Source organism: Ruegeria sp. 6PALISEP08 (genome assembly GCF_001238295.1).
Taxonomy (GTDB): domain Bacteria; phylum Pseudomonadota; class Alphaproteobacteria; order Rhodobacterales; family Rhodobacteraceae; genus Ruegeria.
Genome location: NZ_LGXZ01000001.1, coordinates 292,223 through 307,936, shown reverse-complemented (window position 1 = coordinate 307,936; position 15,714 = coordinate 292,223). Strand labels below are relative to the sequence as shown.

Here is a 15,714-nt window from a genome sequence, read left to right as displayed (position 1 = left end):
TCACATCGTCACATTGGTCGCGCCGCCATCCAGCAGGATGTTCTGGCCGACAATGAAGCCCGCGTGTTGCGAGCACAGGAATGCGCAGGTCGCACCAAACTCCAGCCGCGAGCCATAACGTCGAGCCGGAATTGTCGCCGCGCGGTTGGCGCGCGCTTCGTCCATCGTGATGCCCTGCTGCGCTGCCACCCCGCTGTCCAGCGAATCCGCTCGATCCGTGGCATGAATACCCGGCAACAGGTTGTTGATTGTGACGCCATGAGGCGCAACCTGACGGGCCGTTCCCGCCACATATCCGGTCAATCCGGTCCGTGCCGCATTCGACAAGCCCAGAACCGCAATCGGCGCACGCACGGATTGCGAGGTGATATTCACCACACGACCCCAGCCCTTGTCCATCATTCCGGGAAGCAGGGCTTTCATGAACGCAATCGGGGTCAGCATGTTGGCGTCCAGCGCCTTGATGAAATCATCGCGCTCCCAGTCCAACCACATTCCCGGAGGAGGTCCGCCTGCGTTTGTCACAAGAATATCAACGTCCTGCGCGGCGTCTATGACCTGTTCCTGACCCTCGGCGGTTGTCACGTCACATGCGACCGTCTGCACCTCAACGCCATGCTCTGACCGCAGTCGAGCCGCCTCGGCCTCCAAAGCGTCAGAACCACGTGCATTCATCACAAGGTTCACACCGGCAGCCGCCAAAGCCTCAGCACAGCCCAGACCTAACCCTTTGCTGCTGGCACAAACCAGCGCGCGTTTTCCTCGAATTCCCAGATCCATCGGATCCTCCCTGTCAGTCATTGCCGCATGTCTAGCACCGGCCAGACAGGGAAGACCAGAAACGGCTTGGTGATTAATAGAAGAACTCTTCCCGAACGATCTTGCCGTCAGCGACGTGATAAACACCCACTTCGCGCATATCGAACGCTTCACCGCTTTCCTTCACCTTGCCCTGCACTTCGAAGATCACGGCAAAACGGTCGTCGCCATGGGGAAACGGGTCACTGACGGACGCACCGGAAACCTCATGGGCGTTTTCCCACCACTCATGCTTGCCACGGATGGCTTCGACCCCTTTGGTTTCCCGACCCATTCCCTGAAAGTCCTGCCCTTCGACCGAAACGGCGTCAGGGGCGTAAAGCTTTTCAAGGTTCTCTTTGGCACGATTTTCCCGGCAACCGGCCACCAATTCGTCGGCGATCTCTTTCAAATTCATTGATCCACTCCATAATTTGTTCACTATATGTTCTTATTGCCACAGACGTATGATTCGAACCACCCCCTTTGTCTTGCTTCGGCAGGATTCACCGCATATACGCGCGCTTATGCTTGACACCTCGAACCAACCCGCCTTGCCGCCCCAGATTGCCCGGCGCCGGACATTCGCCATCATCTCGCATCCGGATGCGGGCAAGACCACGCTGACGGAAAAGTTCCTTTTGTACGGCGGCGCGATCCAGATGGCGGGACAGGTGCGCGCCAAAGGCGAGGCACGACGGACGCGGTCGGACTTCATGCAGATGGAAAAGGATCGGGGCATCTCGGTCTCGGCCTCGGCGATGTCGTTTGACTATGAAAACTTCCGCTTCAATCTGGTGGACACACCCGGTCACTCGGATTTTTCCGAGGATACCTATCGCACGCTGACCGCCGTGGACGCGGCCGTAATGGTGATCGACGGCGCGAAAGGTGTGGAAAGCCAGACCCAGAAGCTGTTCGAGGTCTGCCGCCTGCGCGATCTGCCGATCCTGACCTTCTGTAACAAGATGGACCGCGAAAGCCGCGACACGTTCGAGATCATCGACGAAATTCAGGAAATGCTGGCCATCGACGTCACGCCTGCCGCGTGGCCGATCGGTGTAGGTCGCGACTTCATTGGCTGTTACGACATGCTGCGCGACCGGCTGGAACTGATGGACCGCGCCGACCGCAACAAGGTGGCAGAAAGCATCGAGATCAACGGTCTGGACGACCCGAAACTGGCCGAGCACGTGCCCGAGCATCTGCTGGAAAAACTGCTGGAAGAGGTCGAGATGGCGCGCGAGTTGCTGCCCAAGCTTGACCCACAGGCGGTACTGGAAGGGCATATGACGCCGATCTGGTTCGGTTCGGCCATCAATTCGTTCGGCGTCAAGGAACTGATGGAAGGCATCGGTGCCTATGGCCCGCAGCCGCAGGTTCAATCCGCTGAACCCCGCCAGATTTCGCCGGACGAAAAGAAAGTCTCCGGGTTTGTTTTCAAGGTGCAAGCCAACATGGATCCCAAGCACCGCGACCGGGTTGCCTTTGTCCGCATGGCAAGCGGTCACTTCAAGCGCGGCATGAAGCTGACCCATGTGCGGTCGAAAAAGCCGATGGCAATTTCCAACCCTGTGTTGTTCCTGGCTTCTGACCGGGAATTGGCGGAAGAGGCATGGGCCGGAGATATCATCGGCATCCCCAACCACGGGCAACTGCGCATTGGTGATACGCTGACCGAAGGTGAAGCGATCCGCGTCACCGGCATCCCCTCTTTCGCACCGGAATTGCTGCAAACAGTGCGCCCCGGCGACCCGATGAAAGCGAAGCATCTGGAGAAGGCGCTGATGCAATTCGCCGAAGAAGGCGCGGCCAAGGTGTTCAAACCTTCGATCGGCTCGGGGTTTATCGTCGGCGTCGTCGGCGCGCTGCAATTCGAAGTGCTCGCCAGTCGGATCGAGATGGAATATGGCCTGCCCGTACGCTTTGAGGCTTCGCAATTCACGTCGGCCCGCTGGGTCAACGGTGAAAAGGCCGAGGTTGAAAAGTTCGTGAATGCCAACAAGCAGCATATCGCCCATGATCACGACGGTGACATCGTTTACCTGACCCGCCTGCAATGGGATATCGACCGGGTCGTGCGCGACTATCCGGCGCTGAACCTGACCGCCACCAAAGAGATGATGACCTGAGGCAACTGGCTGATTGCGCAGCTGAACCCGGCTGTGCAATCCTGCGCGCATGAGTGACGACGACCTGACTTTTCCGGGCGGCCTGCCGCAGATGCTGGACCGCTACGAATCCCGGCGCAACCCGTTTCAGTTTGGCATCGATCCCCTGCCCGATCTGGACGTCGATCTGGACGCGTTGGCCCGGCAGAAGGTGCCTGAATCGGCCACCGCACTGCCACCCGGCCGCAATACGCGCTGGCAACGCAAACGCGCCCAGATTGCCAGGGAATTCGTGGGGAATTCCGAGCTTGCCTTTCTGAATGCTCAATTGATCTCGAACCTGCGGAAACGGTCTTTTCCGCGTCATGCACCAGCCCTGTTTTGCCGCCTGTGGCAAGAGCAATCAGAACACCTTTTGAGCGCGCTTGATCTGCGGTGGCTGGTGTCTTCGGTACAGACCTTTGCCGATCACGGGCAAACCGCAACCCAGCGCGAGGTTGGCCACGCCCTGCGGATACTGTTCGGCATGATGAAGCTGTATGAATACGAGCGGCTCTTCTCGGGCCTGCCGCCCGAGACAGCGTTTCAGTATCAAGACAAAAACCACGCCCCCCTTCCCTATCAGATGCGGGGATTTTCCCTGCAGAAAGGCGGTCTGGACGTGAATCTGATCGCTCCGGTCTGGACCAAGGCTTTGAATGATCCCACTATCTCGGCGCTGGTCGATCATCTGATGACCGAGCTGAACCAGGACCCCGGCAGTATATTCCGTCGACTGGAACATATGCGCCAAACACGCAAGCCGCGCAAATGACCACCTGGGGGATCGTGTCCATGGTCCGGGGCCCGACCGAAGACGTTCTTCGGTTCGCGGCGCATCACCTCGATCTGGAGGTGGATGTTCTGTATGTCTTCATGGACGAGCCCAACCCACGCACCTTCCAGGCGCTCGACGATCACCCCCGAGTGCAGGTGCAACTGTGCGATGACGCCTTCTGGCAAAAGCAAGGTCGCCCGCGCCCCGAGAAACATCAGGTCCGCCAGTCCCTTAATGCCACGCTCACCTATCGGTCCACACCGATGGATTGGCTGGCACATATCGATGTGGACGAGTTCCTGTGGTCCGCAAAACCGATTGCAGGCACGCTGCAAGAGGTGCCGCGCCATGTTCACGCGGCGCGTGTCCGTCCGATCGAGGCACTGGCAGGGGGCGTGGATCTGTACAAGGCACATATCCCCCAAAGCCCCGGGCGGAACAGCCTGGTCGAAACGCTTTACCCGACCTATGGAGCCTTCATCCTCGGCGGCTTCCTGAGCCACGTGCAGGGCAAGCTTTTTGTGCGGACAGGATTGGAAAAGCTGAGCTTTCGCATCCACAACCTGTATCAGAACAAAAAATTGCTGCCCTGCAAGTTCGAGCTTCCGGACGTCGATCTGTGCCACCGGCATGCACCGGATTGGGACCACTGGATCGGGCATTATCAATTTCGCAAGAATCGTGGCTCGTATCAGGCAGGCATGGCCCCCAATGTGCCGCGAGAACAGGGTGGTCTGAACAAAAACGAATTGTTCAACTGGATCGAGGCCGAACAAGGCATGGACGGGCTGCGCGCGTTTTACGATGAGATGAGCGGCGCAGACCCCAATATCCGCGCCCGTTTGGACCAGCATGGCCTGTTGCGTCACCGCCCCTTGGACCTGGACAAAAAACTGGCGAAACACTTCCCCGGAACCTGCTGAATTGTTGCGAAAAATCCTGACACGCTGCCGCGCAACCTGGATTAAGCGGTCTTCATTTGACCCTGACCAACGTTTTTGTTATGTCCGCCATCAAGCCGATACGGCGCATTGCGCGCATGGCCAACCGGGCCCGGCACATCTTAGACGCGCGGGCCAGGTCAAGTGTCCGCAAAAACCGGACTTACATGACAAAATTCAACGAACTGAACCTGAACCCGAAGGTCCTCAAAGCCATTGAGGAAGCCGGGTACGAAACCCCCACTCCGATTCAGGAGGGCGCGATTCCGCCCGCTCTGGAAGGGCGCGATGTTCTGGGGATAGCGCAGACAGGCACTGGCAAAACCGCCAGCTTTACCCTGCCGATGATCACCCTGCTGGCCCGTGGCCGCGCACGTGCGCGGATGCCGCGTTCGCTGGTTCTGTGCCCGACGCGGGAACTGGCCGCGCAGGTAGCCGAGAATTTCGATACCTATGCCAAAAATGTAAAGCTGACCAAGGCGCTGCTGATCGGCGGCGTCAGCTTCAAGGAACAAGATGCGCTGATCGACCGGGGCGTTGACGTTCTAATCGCCACACCGGGTCGCCTGCTGGATCACTTCGAACGCGGCAAGCTGTTGCTGACCGGCGTTCAGATCATGGTGGTGGATGAGGCCGACCGGATGCTGGATATGGGCTTTATCCCTGATATCGAACGCATCTTCTCGCTGACGCCGTTCACCCGGCAGACGCTGTTTTTCTCAGCGACCATGGCATCCGAGATCGAACGAATCACAGATACCTTCCTGTCTGCCCCTGCTCGTGTTGAAGTCGCCCGCCAAGCGACCGCATCTGAAACGATCGAACAGGGCGTTGTCATGTTCAAAGGCGGCCGCCGGGATCGTGAGGCAAGCCAGAAGCGCAACGTGCTGCGCGCACTGATCGACGCCGAGGGTGAAAAGTGTACCAACGCGATCATCTTCTGTAATCGTAAAACAGATGTCGATATCTGCGCGAAATCTTTGAAGAAATATGGCTATGATGCGTCAGCAATCCATGGCGATCTGGATCAGTCACAGCGGATGAAAACACTGGACGGATTCCGCGACGGATCATTGCGTCTGCTGGTCGCGTCGGACGTCGCTGCGCGCGGTCTGGACGTTCCGGCCGTCAGCCATGTGTTCAATTTCGACGTCCCCGGCCACCCCGAGGATTATGTACACCGTATCGGCCGCACCGGCCGCGCCGGGCGCGAAGGTAAAGCAATTACGATCTGCTCAGGCCGAGATGAAAAGGCCCTGACTGCGATCGAAAAGCTGATCCAGAAAGAAATTCCGCGCATAGATAATCCGATCAAGGAAGAGCCCAAGCCCGAAAGAGCCAAGTCTGAGCAACCGAAGCCCGAGAAAAATGTCAGGGAATCGGAAAGCGCTAGGGACAACCGGAAAGAGCGTGAACCCAAAGGGCGCGGGCGGGGCCGCAAAACCGACAACGGTCCGGCCGTTGTGGGGATGGGTGATCATCTGCCCAGCTTCATTGCGCTCAGTTTTGATGAGCGTCGCGCTGGTTAAATCGCCATCACAAGCGCCAGTATCGAAAACCCCAGCAAGGTCATTCCGGCGATCTCTCGCCGGGTGATCGTTTCGCGGAACACCAGGATCGAGGCCATCAGGCTGAGGAGCAGTTCGACCTGACCCAGCGCTTTGACGTATGCCGCGTTTTGCAAGGTGAAAGCCCAGAACCAGCAGAACGATCCACCCAGACTGGTCAGCCCGACAAACACACCGGTAGACCGTGTTTGCCAGACTGCGATCAGCTCGGACCGGTCCCGCCACAACAGCCAAAGCCCCATGCTGACGAACTGAAACGTGACAACGGCGGCCAGAGTGACCAGTGCCCGGAACCACGCATCGACGTCGCCCAGTTGCAGCGAAGCGCCGCGATAGCTGACGGCGGAAAAGGCAAACAAAACGCCCGAGCCAAGCCCAAGTTGTGAGGCGCGGTTGGTCAGATGTCGCCACCAAGCCGCATCGCCGCCAGGTGTTTTCGAAAGCAGCAGAACCGCGGCAAGACCCAACACAATAGCCACCAGCGCACCTGATGAAACGCGATCATCCAGAACCAGAAAGCCGACAATCGCAGTTTGAATCACTTCGGTTTTCTTGAAGGTGATCCCCACCGCAAAATTGCGCTGTTTGAACAGGGCAACAACGCAAATCGTCGCCAGTATCTGCGCAGTTCCGCCGATCACCGCGTAGGTCCAGAACAAAGGGCTGAGAGGTGGCAGGCTTGCCCCCGTCACATGCAAAGCGACCAGCAACCCCGCGACAGCCAACGGCATGGAATAGGCAAAACGCGCAAACGTAGCGCCAACCGCAGACAGTTTCACGCTGCTCAGGGATTTTTGCAGCATGAAACGTACCGTCTGAAAACTGGCGGCGGCGATGGTGACAGGGATCCAGAGACTCATGTCACCCGTTGTGTCGTCAAATCAGGACTTTGGCCAGAGCGGATGCGGCACAGGGTCTTTCGCGCGCCATAAGTACTGCCGGAAAATCTGCGCATAAGACCGGTATACGTATGCCTCATTACAGGCCAGATACCTGTCTCTGCCGTCCCGGTACAGTTGCGGCAAGTGATACCAGGGGGCGTTGGGGTTCATGTGATGAACCACGTGCAGGTTATTGTTCAGAAACAATAAAGCCAGCGGCCCCCGATCTTCGATGATGACCGTGCGCGCCCGTGACTTCTCATGCGCGCGGTGCTCCAGAAAGGTGCGTATTTTCAATAGAGACAGCCCTAGATAGGCCGAGATAAGATAGGCCCAGGCCGGCAGCGCCGACTGCGCAACCACCCACAGCACCACCGCAACACCCGGCAGGTGCAAAGCCCAGGCCAGCAGGATGTCTTTGTCCCAGTGCCGCAATCCACGCCATTCGTCACGCAGAAACAGAACCTGCCCGATGGCCGGGCCCAATATCATGCGCCCAAGAAGCGCGTTGTTCAGTGTCAGAAGCAGCTGTACGCCACGCGATAATTTCGACCAGACCTTGGGGTCAAGATAGTTCGATTCCGGGTCGTCATACGGATCGGTCAGCGCGGCATCCTGATGATGCGCCAGATGCAGATCCCGAAAACGATTAAACGGGATGAACAGCGTGAGCGGCAGCGCCAAAAGCGCCTCGTTAATCCATTTTGTGCGAAACGGGTGACCGTGCAGGGCCTCATGCGTCAGTGACGAATGCAATGCGGCGACAACAGCCAGGGCTGGCACGGCCAGCCACACCGACACGCTCGCCAGCCAGAACAGCCCGGCAATCCACGCCGAATAACAGGCAATGATCAGGAAAAACGTGCCCCATTCAGGGGGTTGGGATGTGGGGCGCTCAGCCATTGCGCCCCCACGAGATGCCTGCCCAAACCCGCTCGTAGATCAGGTACATGGTCAGGCCAATGGCCGTGTTCACCACCGCCACCGCCCCGCCCACAGTGGCCGAGCCCGTTGCAATCAGCCCCACCACAGTCATGGTGACAAGCCCCATGACATTCCAAACGATTGCTTTCACGACAGATCTTTGTCGAGTTTCCATTCCGACCCTCAGTCTTTTTGCTTTTTTCAAAGGGTTACAGTTCGATGGTCATGGTGGAAATTCCGAATATGATTAACAAAATTCAGCAACTATGATATTTATCACCACATGCAGAATAAAGTAGACAAAAGAGACCGCGCCGCGCAGTTTCGACAACGCCTTGCCCGTGCGATGGAAATGCGCAACGTCACCCAAAGCGCGCTTGCGCGTGACATCGGTGTGGACCGCTCGACCGTATCGCAGCTTTTGACCGGGCATGGCGCGCGCCTGCCCAACGCGCATGTGGTCGGGGGATGTGCGACCGCGCTCGGCGTATCCGCCGACTGGTTGCTGAGCCTTTCCGACAGGCCTGAAAGCGCAGCCGAGATTCTGGCCGGCTCTCTGACCTTTACCAAAGCCCCTCGCGCGCTGGTCGATGAACGGATCTTCGAGTGGCACAAAGAGGCCGCTGGCTACAAGATTCGCTATGTCCCGGCCAAACTGCCTGACATGCTCAAGACCCGTGCCGTGCTGGAATGGGAATATGCCCCGCATCTGGGGCGAACGTCGGATCAGGCCATCGGCGCGTCCGAGGACAGGTTGACCTGGATGCGCAGTGCGCAATCGGACTATGAAATCGCCATGCCCCTGTTCGAGATCGAGAGCTTTGCAAGCGCCACAGGGTATTATCACGGCCTCAGCCCGCAGGTGCGGCTGGAACAGATCGACCGCCTGCTTGCATTATGTGATCAGCTTTACCCCAGAATGCGTATCTATCTGTTCGATGCCAAACGGCTTTATTGCGCTCCGGTGACGGTTTTCGGCCCCCTGCTTTGCGTGTTTTACGCGGGCAGTCACTATATGGCGTTCCGCGACCGGGACCGAATCGAAACTTTTACCCGCCACTTCGACACGCTTGTACGCGAAGCCGACGTGACCGCCCGGAACTTTCCCAACCACCTGCGACAGCTCAGATCCGGGATTTCCGAAGGCACTTGATGCAGGCTGGTCGATACTGTGCTATTGTCCCTTGGCGCGAACCTTCGGGCATTCCGATCACAGACGGAGGACCACAGGAATGGACGCAATACAAACGGCTCAATACGCACGTGCCCTTTATGCCGCTCACGGAGACCGCGCCGAGGCGGAAGCTGCGCAGAAAATGCGCGAATGCGAGGCAGCCGGAAACCAGCAGGAAGCACAGGACTGGCAGGCGGTCCGCCAGTCCATCCGCCAGATTAGAGGGCCAAACCAGGGTTAGATTACAGCTTCGGGTCAGGATTGACCGTATGGCCGTCCACCGCGATGACCTGACCCGACACCAGCCGCGCCGCGTCGGACGCCAGGAAAACGGCCATATTGGCGATGTCCTGCGCCTCGACAAAGCGCCCCATGGACGTGCCCGAGGCATAGCCTTGGTACACGGCTTCGCGGCTCATGCCTTTGGCCTCTGCCTCACGGGCCAGAACACCCTCCATGCGCGGGCCTTCCACTGCGCCCGGGCAGATAGCGTTTGCGCGTATGCCATGTGGACCCAGCTCCATGGCAAGCGTTTTCATTAAGCCAATCACCGCCCATTTTGCCGAAGCATACGGCGCGCGGAACGGATAGCCGTACTGACCTGCCGTCGACGAGGTCAGGATGATGCTGCCCGAGCGTGCCGATTTCATCAAAGGCGCGGCATATTTGGCGGCCAGAAACGCTCCGTCCAGATTGACCGCAATACAGGCCCGCCATGCGGTCAGGTCGATGTCTTCGATTGCATCTGTTGGCCCCGCAATTCCGGCATTGGCACACAGGGTATCCAACCCGCCTGCCTCTGAAACAGCATCAAAGACACCGCGCATATCAGCCTCATCCGAGGCATTGGCGGAATGTGTCGTCCAGTGACCAGGCACAGAACTTAGCGCGGCCTGATCGATATCCGTGACCCAGACCTCATATCCAGCAGCGTCAAATGCCTGCGCCATGGCACAACCGACACCGGACGCACCAGCCGTCACCAGAACCCTTCGGTTCATGACGGCTTCCGAATACCGGCCCCCGCGCCTTCTGGGTAAGGCAACGCGGACTGAGCCTCGGCAATCCGCGCCATCGCCGCCTCAATCTCAGGAGACGGAGGACTCGGTCGGCGCGTCTCGAGACTGACGTGCAGCAAGAAGCTTTCGCCCGTGGCCAGCAACTTGTCGCCTTCATACATGCTATGGAACACGTGCAGCTTCTTGCCCTGCCCCAGCAGCATCTGCGTGCGCACCTCGATCTTTGCACCCGCATTGACCTCGTCGATGTAACGAATGTGGTTTTCTGCGGTGAAATAGCTGCCGCCCGACGATATGTACTCCATATCGCATCCGATGATCTCCATGAATCGGTCGGTCGCTGCGGCAAAGGCTTCCAGATACCTGGCCTCATTCATGTGGCCATTGTAGTCCGTCCAATCTAACGGGACGGCTCGGGACAGGGTCAGGATTGGCTGACTCAGATCCGCCTGATCCAGCGTTGGCAAGGCACCCGGTTTCAGCAGCGCATCATGCTGGTTCAGCACCGCGCCCGCCCCATAATTCTGCGCCTTGAGTGCCCGCATCATGCCCACAAGGTTGTTGTCGCGAATGCGCTCCAACTCGCGGATCGAATGCATTCCCGATTGTGCATCCGACTGATCGGCGATCATGTCGACCAGCTCGTCGGTGAATTCGGGCACATCCATCAGCTTGGTCCACGGCCATTTCAGTGCCGGACCGAACTGCGCCATAAAATGCCGCATCCCGGCCTCACCACCGGCAACGCGATAGGTCTCAAACAGGCCCATCTGCGCCCAACGGATGCCAAAGCCCATGCGGATCGCCTCATCCACCTCTTCCGTAGTCGCGATGCCGTCCTTGACCAGCCACAGTGCCTCACGCCAGACGGCTTCCAGAAAACGGTCGGCGATATGCGCGTCGATCTCTTTTTTGATGTGCAGAGGGAAAAATCCGACCGATTTAAGCAGTTCCTGCGCCAGCTCGACCATCTCGGGCGCGTTCTTGTCGGTTGGAACCAGCTCGATCAGTGGCAACAGGTAGACCGGATTGAACGGATGCGTCACAACGATCTGTTCAGGCCGCAGCGCGCCCTCCTGCAACTCGGACGGCTTGAAACCGCTGGTTGAGGACCCGATAATTGCGCCCGGATCACAAGCCTCCTGCAAGCCCTTGTAGACCTTCACCTTAAGATCCAGCCGCTCGGGCACACTTTCCTGAATCCACGTTGCACCCTGTACCGCGTCGGCCATGTCGTCGTGAAAGCTCAGCGCGCCTTCGGGCGGCAACGGCACGTCGCTCAGGCCCGGCAGAGACCGCCGCGCATTATCCAGGACTTCACCGATTTTGCGTTCTGCTTCTGGGTCCGGGTCGAACACCCGTACGTCCCAGCCATTCAGCAGGAACCGCGCGGCCCATCCGCCGCCGATAACCCCACCCCCGATGATTGCTGCCGTCTTTGTCATGTCGTCCTCTAATCGATACAGATCACTTGCGCCTGACCCGCCTCGTCCAGATGCGCGGTGCATCCGAATTTTGGCGTGATGGCACTGCATTGTTTGGTGTCCGATAGGCAGAACCCTGCACAATCGGAGGCTTTTTCGCAGGACGCTCCGGCGTCGGGCAAGGGTTCAAAGCAGATAAACTGCTGGATCCGCCCGCCTACCTCATAGCGTCCCCCCTTGGCTTCGCACTCCTGACGGGCTGAGGCGTCCTCTGTGGGTTGTGCCGCCCCTTCTCGGGGCAGGCATACCGCCATAATGGCCGCGCATGTTACAACAACCGCCCGCATGGTTATCATCCTTCTGCTGACACCCCTGAGCTTTCCGATTTTGTCACCCGACGCAAGCAGATCAGCCCTTTGGCGCGCGTTTCACCAGCCCCAGTTTCTCGCGCACCTCTTGCGGCCCTATGACTCGCGCGCCCATATTCTCAATGATGGTCCCCGCCCGTTCGACCAGTTGCCAGTTCTCGGCCAATTCGCCCTTGCCCAGCCACAGGTTGTCTTCGAGCCCGACACGCACGTTGCCGCCCGCCAGCACCGATGCCCCCACATAGGCCATCTGGTTGCGACCCAGCGCGAATGCGCTGAACGTCCAATCGTCAGGCACATTGTTGACCATCGCCATGAAGGTATTCAGATCGTCCGGCGCGCCCCACGGTACGCCCATGCACAGCTGGACCAGAGCATTGGGTTCCAAAATCCCTTCTTTCACCAATTGCTTGGCAAACCACAGATGCCCGGTGTCAAAGGCTTCGATCTCGGGCTTAACACCCATATCCGTCATCATCTGTCCCATGGCGCGCAGCGCACCGGGGGTGTTGGTCATGACATAGTCGGCCTCGGCAAAGTTCATGGTGCCGCAATCCAGTGTGCAGATCTCGGGCAGACATTCGGCAATATGCGCCACACGCTCCGACGCGCCGATCATGTCGGTTCCGGCCTCGTTCACCGGGAATGGGCTTTCGACGCCGCCAAAGACAATGTCCCCGCCCATTCCAGCCGTCAGGTTCAGAACAACATCCACATCGGCGTCGCGAATCCGGTCCGTCACCTCGCGATACAAATCCAACCGGCGGCTTGGCGCGCCGGTCTCGGGGTCGCGTACATGGCAATGTACGACCGCGGCCCCGGCCTTGGCGGCAGCTATCGCGCTGTCGGCAATCTGCTGCGGCGAGCGTGGCACATGAGGGCTACGATCCTGAGTACCACCCGAGCCGGTCACGGCGCAGGTGATGAAGACGTCGCGGTTCATTTCCAGAGGCATGGTGTTTTCCCCAAGTTATACCCGGTTTCGACCTGAGTTTTCCCCAGGCTTTTCCCCGGATTCCGATTTGCGTTCGTACCCGACTCTGGCGCAGCTTTGGGGAAACAACTTGGCAAAATGCGAATCGAACTTGATGCAATCCGCAAAAAACATACTGCAACCCGAACATCGCGCCCTGAAAACGGCGGTGCTGGTGCTTGATGACTGCAACACGCTCAGCTTTGCCTCGGCCGTCGACCCGATGCGTGCAGCCAACCGTCTTGCCGACCGCCCGGCCTTTGACTGGGACTATGTAACCGCCACACCAGAACCCGCGATGCTGACCAGCGCCCTGCAAGTGCCCGGCATTCCGCTGGCGCGGCTGCAAAACTGTGATCTGATGATCGTTGTCGCAGGCTTCCAACTGGCCCGCCACGCCACCCCCAGCCTGCTGGCCGGTCTGCGCCGCATTGCAGGCACCGGCGCAACGATGGCTGGCATCGATGGCGGCCCCTGGCTGCTGGCCGAGGCTGGCCTGCTCGACGCTCACGCTGCCACCACTCATTGGGAAGACTTGGAAAACTTCGCCGACCGCTTCCCGGAAGTGGATGTACGCCCCGACCGCTTCACTGTCTCGGACGCCCGGCTGACATCGGGCGGAGCGATCCCGGCGGTCGAGATGATGCTGCACATCATCGCCGCCCGTCACGGCGCAGGTTTCGCCGCACGCGTATCGGGCCTGTTCCTCTATGAGGGTGCGCCGGACCCTGCCAAACCGCAAAGCCGCACTGGCGCGCCGCACCGCCACACGGCTTTGACCGCCAAGGCCAACTCACTGATGCAGGAATCTTTGGATGACCCCTTGCCGCTTGCCTATATCGCAGACCGACTGGGCACCAGCTCACGCACCTTGCAGCAACAGTTCCGCCTGCGCCTGAACACCACGCCGCAGGATCATTATCTGCAACTCCGCCTGGCCGAGGCGCGCCGTCTGGTCACCGATACAGACATGCCCCTGATGGATGTCGCGCTGGCCACTGGTTTCGCATCACAATCCAGCTTCGCCCGCGCCTTCCGCACCACACACGGCCTGTCAGCCCGCGATCTCAGACAAGAGCGCGCGCATCCCACCCATCACTGACGGGATCCAACTTCATCTGGCCAAAAATATCCCGGGGGAGGCGTGCGCAGCACGACGGGGGCAGAGCCCCCTTCCCTCAGTACGGCATCGGATGCGCCTTGTGGGCTCCATCCAGCTCAGCCAGCACTTCCTTTGACAACGTCAAATCCGCACCGGCCAAAACATGTTCAAGTTGCTCAATCGTGGTCGCGCCAAAAATGGACGACATCATGAATGGCCGGGTGCGACACCAGGCCAAGGCCATATGCGTCGGATCCAATCCATGTCGCGCGGCCACTTCCAGATAGGCTGCGACGGCATCAAACACCCGATCAGACTTGCGCCCACCCAATTCAGGCGAAAGCGACATACGCGAGCCGTCGGGCACCGCCCCACGCTGATACTTGCCTGTCAGCAGCCCTGTGCCCAAAGGCGAGAACGCCATAAGGCCGACATCTTCATGCACACACAGTTCGGCCATGTCCGTGTCAAACAGACGGCAGAGCAGCGAATACTCGTTCTGAACCGACGCCACGCGCGGCGCGCCCGTCTTTTCGGCCAAACGCACCCATTGCGCCGTGCCCCAGGCGCTTTCGTTAGACAAACCAAACGCTCGAATGTTGCCTTTGTCGACCTGTGCCTGCAGCGCCTCCAGACAGTCCTGCATATTCTCCAGAACGTCGTCTGTATTGTGCCCGGATGGAGCAAAGTCCCAGTTCTGACGGAACATGTAACTGCCGCGGTTCGGCCAATGGAACTGATAGAGATCAATGCACTCGGTCTGCAACCGCTTCAGCGACCCTTCAATCGCTTCGGGGATCGTCTTGCCTGTTATCGGCGCACCATCACGCACATAGGACAACCCCTCGCCGGAATGCTTGGTCGCCAGAATGTAATCCCCTCGCCGCGCTGCATTGGCCGCGTTCCAGTTGCCCAGAATTTCTTCGGTGCGCCCGATCGTTTCTTTCGAGACCGGGTTCACCGGATACATCTCGGCTGCATCCACAAAGTTGATCCCGGCTTCCAAAGCAATGTCCATCTGTCTGTGCGCATCCGCCTGGGATGTCTGAGTGCCGAAGGTCATTGTCCCAAGGCACAGGTCGCTCACCATAATTCCGGTACGGCCCAAGGGCTTCATCTGCATCATCAACTCTCCTGAAAATGGCGTTGCCCGTCAGGCTTCGGCCTTCTTTTCCCACCGCCCGGATTCTTCCGACCAGTATTGTGCCGCACATCCCGCAGCGGTCAGCGCTTTCCACTGCCCGCGCGCGTGCTGAACGGCCATGTCGTCATTGCCATCGAACAGAATGCACACTCGCTCCAGCGTGGCGACTTCCTCCGCCTCAACCAGCGCGCCATCCACGATCATCACACAAGTCGCGCCATTGGCAGCGTCAGAGCCAGTGGTCAACAGTATGGGCTGGTCAGCGTCATGGGGGCCACCGTCGCGGCCATGCGGCAGGAACCCGTCTTCGGACCCCAGCCACAGTCTCTCATCCAGCCAGTCCAACCGCGCAGGGTCAGTGCCCCGCACGGCGATCTTCCACCTGGCCTGCCGTGCCTTGTCCAGCAGCACCGGCAAGGTGTGCTCCAGCGGTTGGCGGGTCAGGTGGTAGAAATAGACAGCGCCCATCT

18 protein-coding genes are annotated in these 15,714 nt (G+C 59.2%); 7 read left to right on the top strand and 11 right to left on the bottom strand.

Features of this window, described 5'->3' with window-relative positions:
- Together ALB80_RS01580 and ALB80_RS01575 are read right to left on the bottom strand one after the other, a co-directional pair.
- Nucleotides 1-780 carry an SDR family oxidoreductase gene (locus tag ALB80_RS01580; RefSeq protein ID WP_050602256.1) on the bottom strand — a complete coding sequence of 260 codons (780 nt, stop codon included), beginning with the start codon at nucleotides 778-780 and terminating at the stop codon, nucleotides 1-3.
- 73 nt (nucleotides 781-853) lie between these two features.
- Nucleotides 854-1,216 (bottom strand): nuclear transport factor 2 family protein, encoded by a 363-nt coding sequence (locus ALB80_RS01575; RefSeq protein ID WP_050602255.1) that lies wholly within the window; start codon nucleotides 1,214-1,216, stop codon nucleotides 854-856.
- Between the two features lie 109 nt (nucleotides 1,217-1,325).
- Between ALB80_RS01575 and ALB80_RS01570 the strand changes: the two genes are divergently transcribed.
- From ALB80_RS01570 to ALB80_RS01555, 4 genes are all read left to right on the top strand, one after another.
- Nucleotides 1,326-2,930 (top strand): peptide chain release factor 3, encoded by a 1,605-nt coding sequence (locus tag ALB80_RS01570; RefSeq protein ID WP_050602254.1) that lies wholly within the window; start codon nucleotides 1,326-1,328, stop codon nucleotides 2,928-2,930.
- Nucleotides 2,931-2,979: 49 nt separating this feature from the next.
- Complete coding sequence (locus ALB80_RS01565; RefSeq protein ID WP_050602253.1) at nucleotides 2,980-3,723, top strand: hypothetical protein; 744 nt, start codon at nucleotides 2,980-2,982, stop codon at nucleotides 3,721-3,723.
- Entirely contained in the window at nucleotides 3,720-4,649 is a 930-nt protein-coding gene (locus tag ALB80_RS01560) for a glycosyltransferase family 2 protein (RefSeq protein WP_050602252.1), read from the top strand. The genes ALB80_RS01565 and ALB80_RS01560 overlap by 4 nt, the downstream gene beginning before the upstream one ends.
- Before the next feature lie 185 nt (nucleotides 4,650-4,834).
- A complete protein-coding gene (locus ALB80_RS01555; RefSeq protein WP_050602564.1) occupies nucleotides 4,835-6,196 on the top strand; it encodes a DEAD/DEAH box helicase in 1,362 nt (453 codons plus the stop codon).
- On the opposite strand, the gene ALB80_RS01550 is transcribed toward ALB80_RS01555, so the two are convergent.
- Genes ALB80_RS01550 through ALB80_RS01540 form a run of 3 tightly spaced genes read right to left on the bottom strand, consistent with a single transcriptional unit; the run spans nucleotide 6,193 to nucleotide 8,215 of the window.
- The gene (locus ALB80_RS01550) at nucleotides 6,193-7,095 is read right to left on the bottom strand and encodes a hypothetical protein (RefSeq protein ID WP_050602251.1); all 903 of its coding nucleotides are present in this window, start codon (nucleotides 7,093-7,095) and stop codon (nucleotides 6,193-6,195) included. The two genes, ALB80_RS01555 and ALB80_RS01550, sit on opposite strands and share 4 nt — an antisense overlap.
- A gap of 21 nt (nucleotides 7,096-7,116) precedes the next feature.
- Entirely contained in the window at nucleotides 7,117-8,019 is a 903-nt protein-coding gene (locus tag ALB80_RS01545) for a fatty acid desaturase (protein ID WP_050602250.1), read from the bottom strand.
- On the bottom strand, nucleotides 8,012-8,215 hold the full coding sequence (locus ALB80_RS01540) for a DUF2061 domain-containing protein (protein WP_050602249.1): 204 nt from the start codon (nucleotides 8,213-8,215) through the stop codon (nucleotides 8,012-8,014). The genes ALB80_RS01545 and ALB80_RS01540 overlap by 8 nt, the downstream gene beginning before the upstream one ends.
- 108 nt (nucleotides 8,216-8,323) lie before the next feature.
- Between ALB80_RS01540 and ALB80_RS01535 the strand changes: the two genes are divergently transcribed.
- Nucleotides 8,324-9,193, top strand: a complete 870-nt coding sequence (locus tag ALB80_RS01535) for a helix-turn-helix domain-containing protein (protein ID WP_050602248.1) — start codon at nucleotides 8,324-8,326, stop codon at nucleotides 9,191-9,193.
- 79 nt (nucleotides 9,194-9,272) lie between these two features.
- Nucleotides 9,273-9,455, top strand: coding sequence for a hypothetical protein (locus tag ALB80_RS01530; RefSeq protein WP_050602247.1), 183 nt, complete (start codon nucleotides 9,273-9,275; stop codon nucleotides 9,453-9,455).
- 1 nt (nucleotide 9,456) lies between these two features.
- Here ALB80_RS01530 and ALB80_RS01525 read toward each other — a convergent pair whose 3' ends face one another.
- The 4 genes from ALB80_RS01525 to ALB80_RS01510 all read right to left on the bottom strand — a co-directional run bounded on the left by ALB80_RS01525 (nucleotide 9,457) and on the right by ALB80_RS01510 (nucleotide 12,980).
- The gene (locus ALB80_RS01525) at nucleotides 9,457-10,215 is read right to left on the bottom strand and encodes an SDR family oxidoreductase (protein ID WP_050602246.1); all 759 of its coding nucleotides are present in this window, start codon (nucleotides 10,213-10,215) and stop codon (nucleotides 9,457-9,459) included.
- Nucleotides 10,212-11,678, bottom strand: coding sequence for a carnitine 3-dehydrogenase (locus ALB80_RS01520; RefSeq protein WP_050602245.1), 1,467 nt, complete (start codon nucleotides 11,676-11,678; stop codon nucleotides 10,212-10,214). The genes ALB80_RS01525 and ALB80_RS01520 overlap by 4 nt, the downstream gene beginning before the upstream one ends.
- Before the next feature lie 8 nt (nucleotides 11,679-11,686).
- On the bottom strand, nucleotides 11,687-12,004 hold the full coding sequence (locus tag ALB80_RS01515) for a hypothetical protein (protein ID WP_050602244.1): 318 nt from the start codon (nucleotides 12,002-12,004) through the stop codon (nucleotides 11,687-11,689).
- Between the two features lie 61 nt (nucleotides 12,005-12,065).
- Nucleotides 12,066-12,980, bottom strand: a complete 915-nt coding sequence (locus ALB80_RS01510; RefSeq protein ID WP_050602243.1) for a 3-keto-5-aminohexanoate cleavage protein — start codon at nucleotides 12,978-12,980, stop codon at nucleotides 12,066-12,068.
- Nucleotides 12,981-13,113: 133 nt separating this feature from the next.
- Here ALB80_RS01510 and ALB80_RS01505 point away from each other — a divergent pair, with 133 nt between their 5' ends.
- Nucleotides 13,114-14,100: a GlxA family transcriptional regulator gene (locus ALB80_RS01505; RefSeq protein ID WP_050602563.1), complete on the top strand. Its 987-nt coding sequence runs from the start codon at nucleotides 13,114-13,116 to the stop codon at nucleotides 14,098-14,100.
- Nucleotides 14,101-14,176: 76 nt separating this feature from the next.
- On the opposite strand, the gene ALB80_RS01500 is transcribed toward ALB80_RS01505, so the two are convergent.
- Nucleotides 14,177-15,223, bottom strand: a complete 1,047-nt coding sequence (locus tag ALB80_RS01500; RefSeq protein WP_050602562.1) for an aldo/keto reductase — start codon at nucleotides 15,221-15,223, stop codon at nucleotides 14,177-14,179.
- A gap of 30 nt (nucleotides 15,224-15,253) precedes the next feature.
- Nucleotides 15,254-15,712, bottom strand: a complete 459-nt coding sequence (locus tag ALB80_RS01495) for a DNA polymerase III subunit chi (protein WP_050602242.1) — start codon at nucleotides 15,710-15,712, stop codon at nucleotides 15,254-15,256.
- Nucleotides 15,713-15,714: the final 2 nt, after the last annotated feature.

Bases quoted from the DNA above. Each gene is read 5' to 3' on its own strand.
- ALB80_RS01580 (WP_050602256.1), bottom strand. From the start codon at position 780: ATGGATCTGGGAATTCGAGGAAAACGCGCGCTGGTTTGTGCCAGCAGC.
- ALB80_RS01575 (WP_050602255.1), bottom strand. From the start codon at position 1,216: ATGAATTTGAAAGAGATCGCCGACGAATTGGTGGCCGGTTGCCGGGAA.
- ALB80_RS01570 (WP_050602254.1), top strand. From the start codon at position 1,326: ATGCTTGACACCTCGAACCAACCCGCCTTGCCGCCCCAGATTGCCCGG.
- ALB80_RS01565 (WP_050602253.1), top strand. From the start codon at position 2,980: ATGAGTGACGACGACCTGACTTTTCCGGGCGGCCTGCCGCAGATGCTG.
- ALB80_RS01560 (WP_050602252.1), top strand. From the start codon at position 3,720: ATGACCACCTGGGGGATCGTGTCCATGGTCCGGGGCCCGACCGAAGAC.
- ALB80_RS01555 (WP_050602564.1), top strand. From the start codon at position 4,835: ATGACAAAATTCAACGAACTGAACCTGAACCCGAAGGTCCTCAAAGCC.
- ALB80_RS01550 (WP_050602251.1), bottom strand. From the start codon at position 7,095: ATGAGTCTCTGGATCCCTGTCACCATCGCCGCCGCCAGTTTTCAGACG.
- ALB80_RS01545 (WP_050602250.1), bottom strand. From the start codon at position 8,019: ATGGCTGAGCGCCCCACATCCCAACCCCCTGAATGGGGCACGTTTTTC.
- ALB80_RS01540 (WP_050602249.1), bottom strand. From the start codon at position 8,215: ATGGAAACTCGACAAAGATCTGTCGTGAAAGCAATCGTTTGGAATGTC.
- ALB80_RS01535 (WP_050602248.1), top strand. From the start codon at position 8,324: ATGCAGAATAAAGTAGACAAAAGAGACCGCGCCGCGCAGTTTCGACAA.
- ALB80_RS01530 (WP_050602247.1), top strand. From the start codon at position 9,273: ATGGACGCAATACAAACGGCTCAATACGCACGTGCCCTTTATGCCGCT.
- ALB80_RS01525 (WP_050602246.1), bottom strand. From the start codon at position 10,215: ATGAACCGAAGGGTTCTGGTGACGGCTGGTGCGTCCGGTGTCGGTTGT.
- ALB80_RS01520 (WP_050602245.1), bottom strand. From the start codon at position 11,678: ATGACAAAGACGGCAGCAATCATCGGGGGTGGGGTTATCGGCGGCGGA.
- ALB80_RS01515 (WP_050602244.1), bottom strand. From the start codon at position 12,004: ATGCGGGCGGTTGTTGTAACATGCGCGGCCATTATGGCGGTATGCCTG.
- ALB80_RS01510 (WP_050602243.1), bottom strand. From the start codon at position 12,980: ATGCCTCTGGAAATGAACCGCGACGTCTTCATCACCTGCGCCGTGACC.
- ALB80_RS01505 (WP_050602563.1), top strand. From the start codon at position 13,114: ATGCAATCCGCAAAAAACATACTGCAACCCGAACATCGCGCCCTGAAA.
- ALB80_RS01500 (WP_050602562.1), bottom strand. From the start codon at position 15,223: ATGCAGATGAAGCCCTTGGGCCGTACCGGAATTATGGTGAGCGACCTG.
- ALB80_RS01495 (WP_050602242.1), bottom strand. From the start codon at position 15,712: ATGGGCGCTGTCTATTTCTACCACCTGACCCGCCAACCGCTGGAGCAC.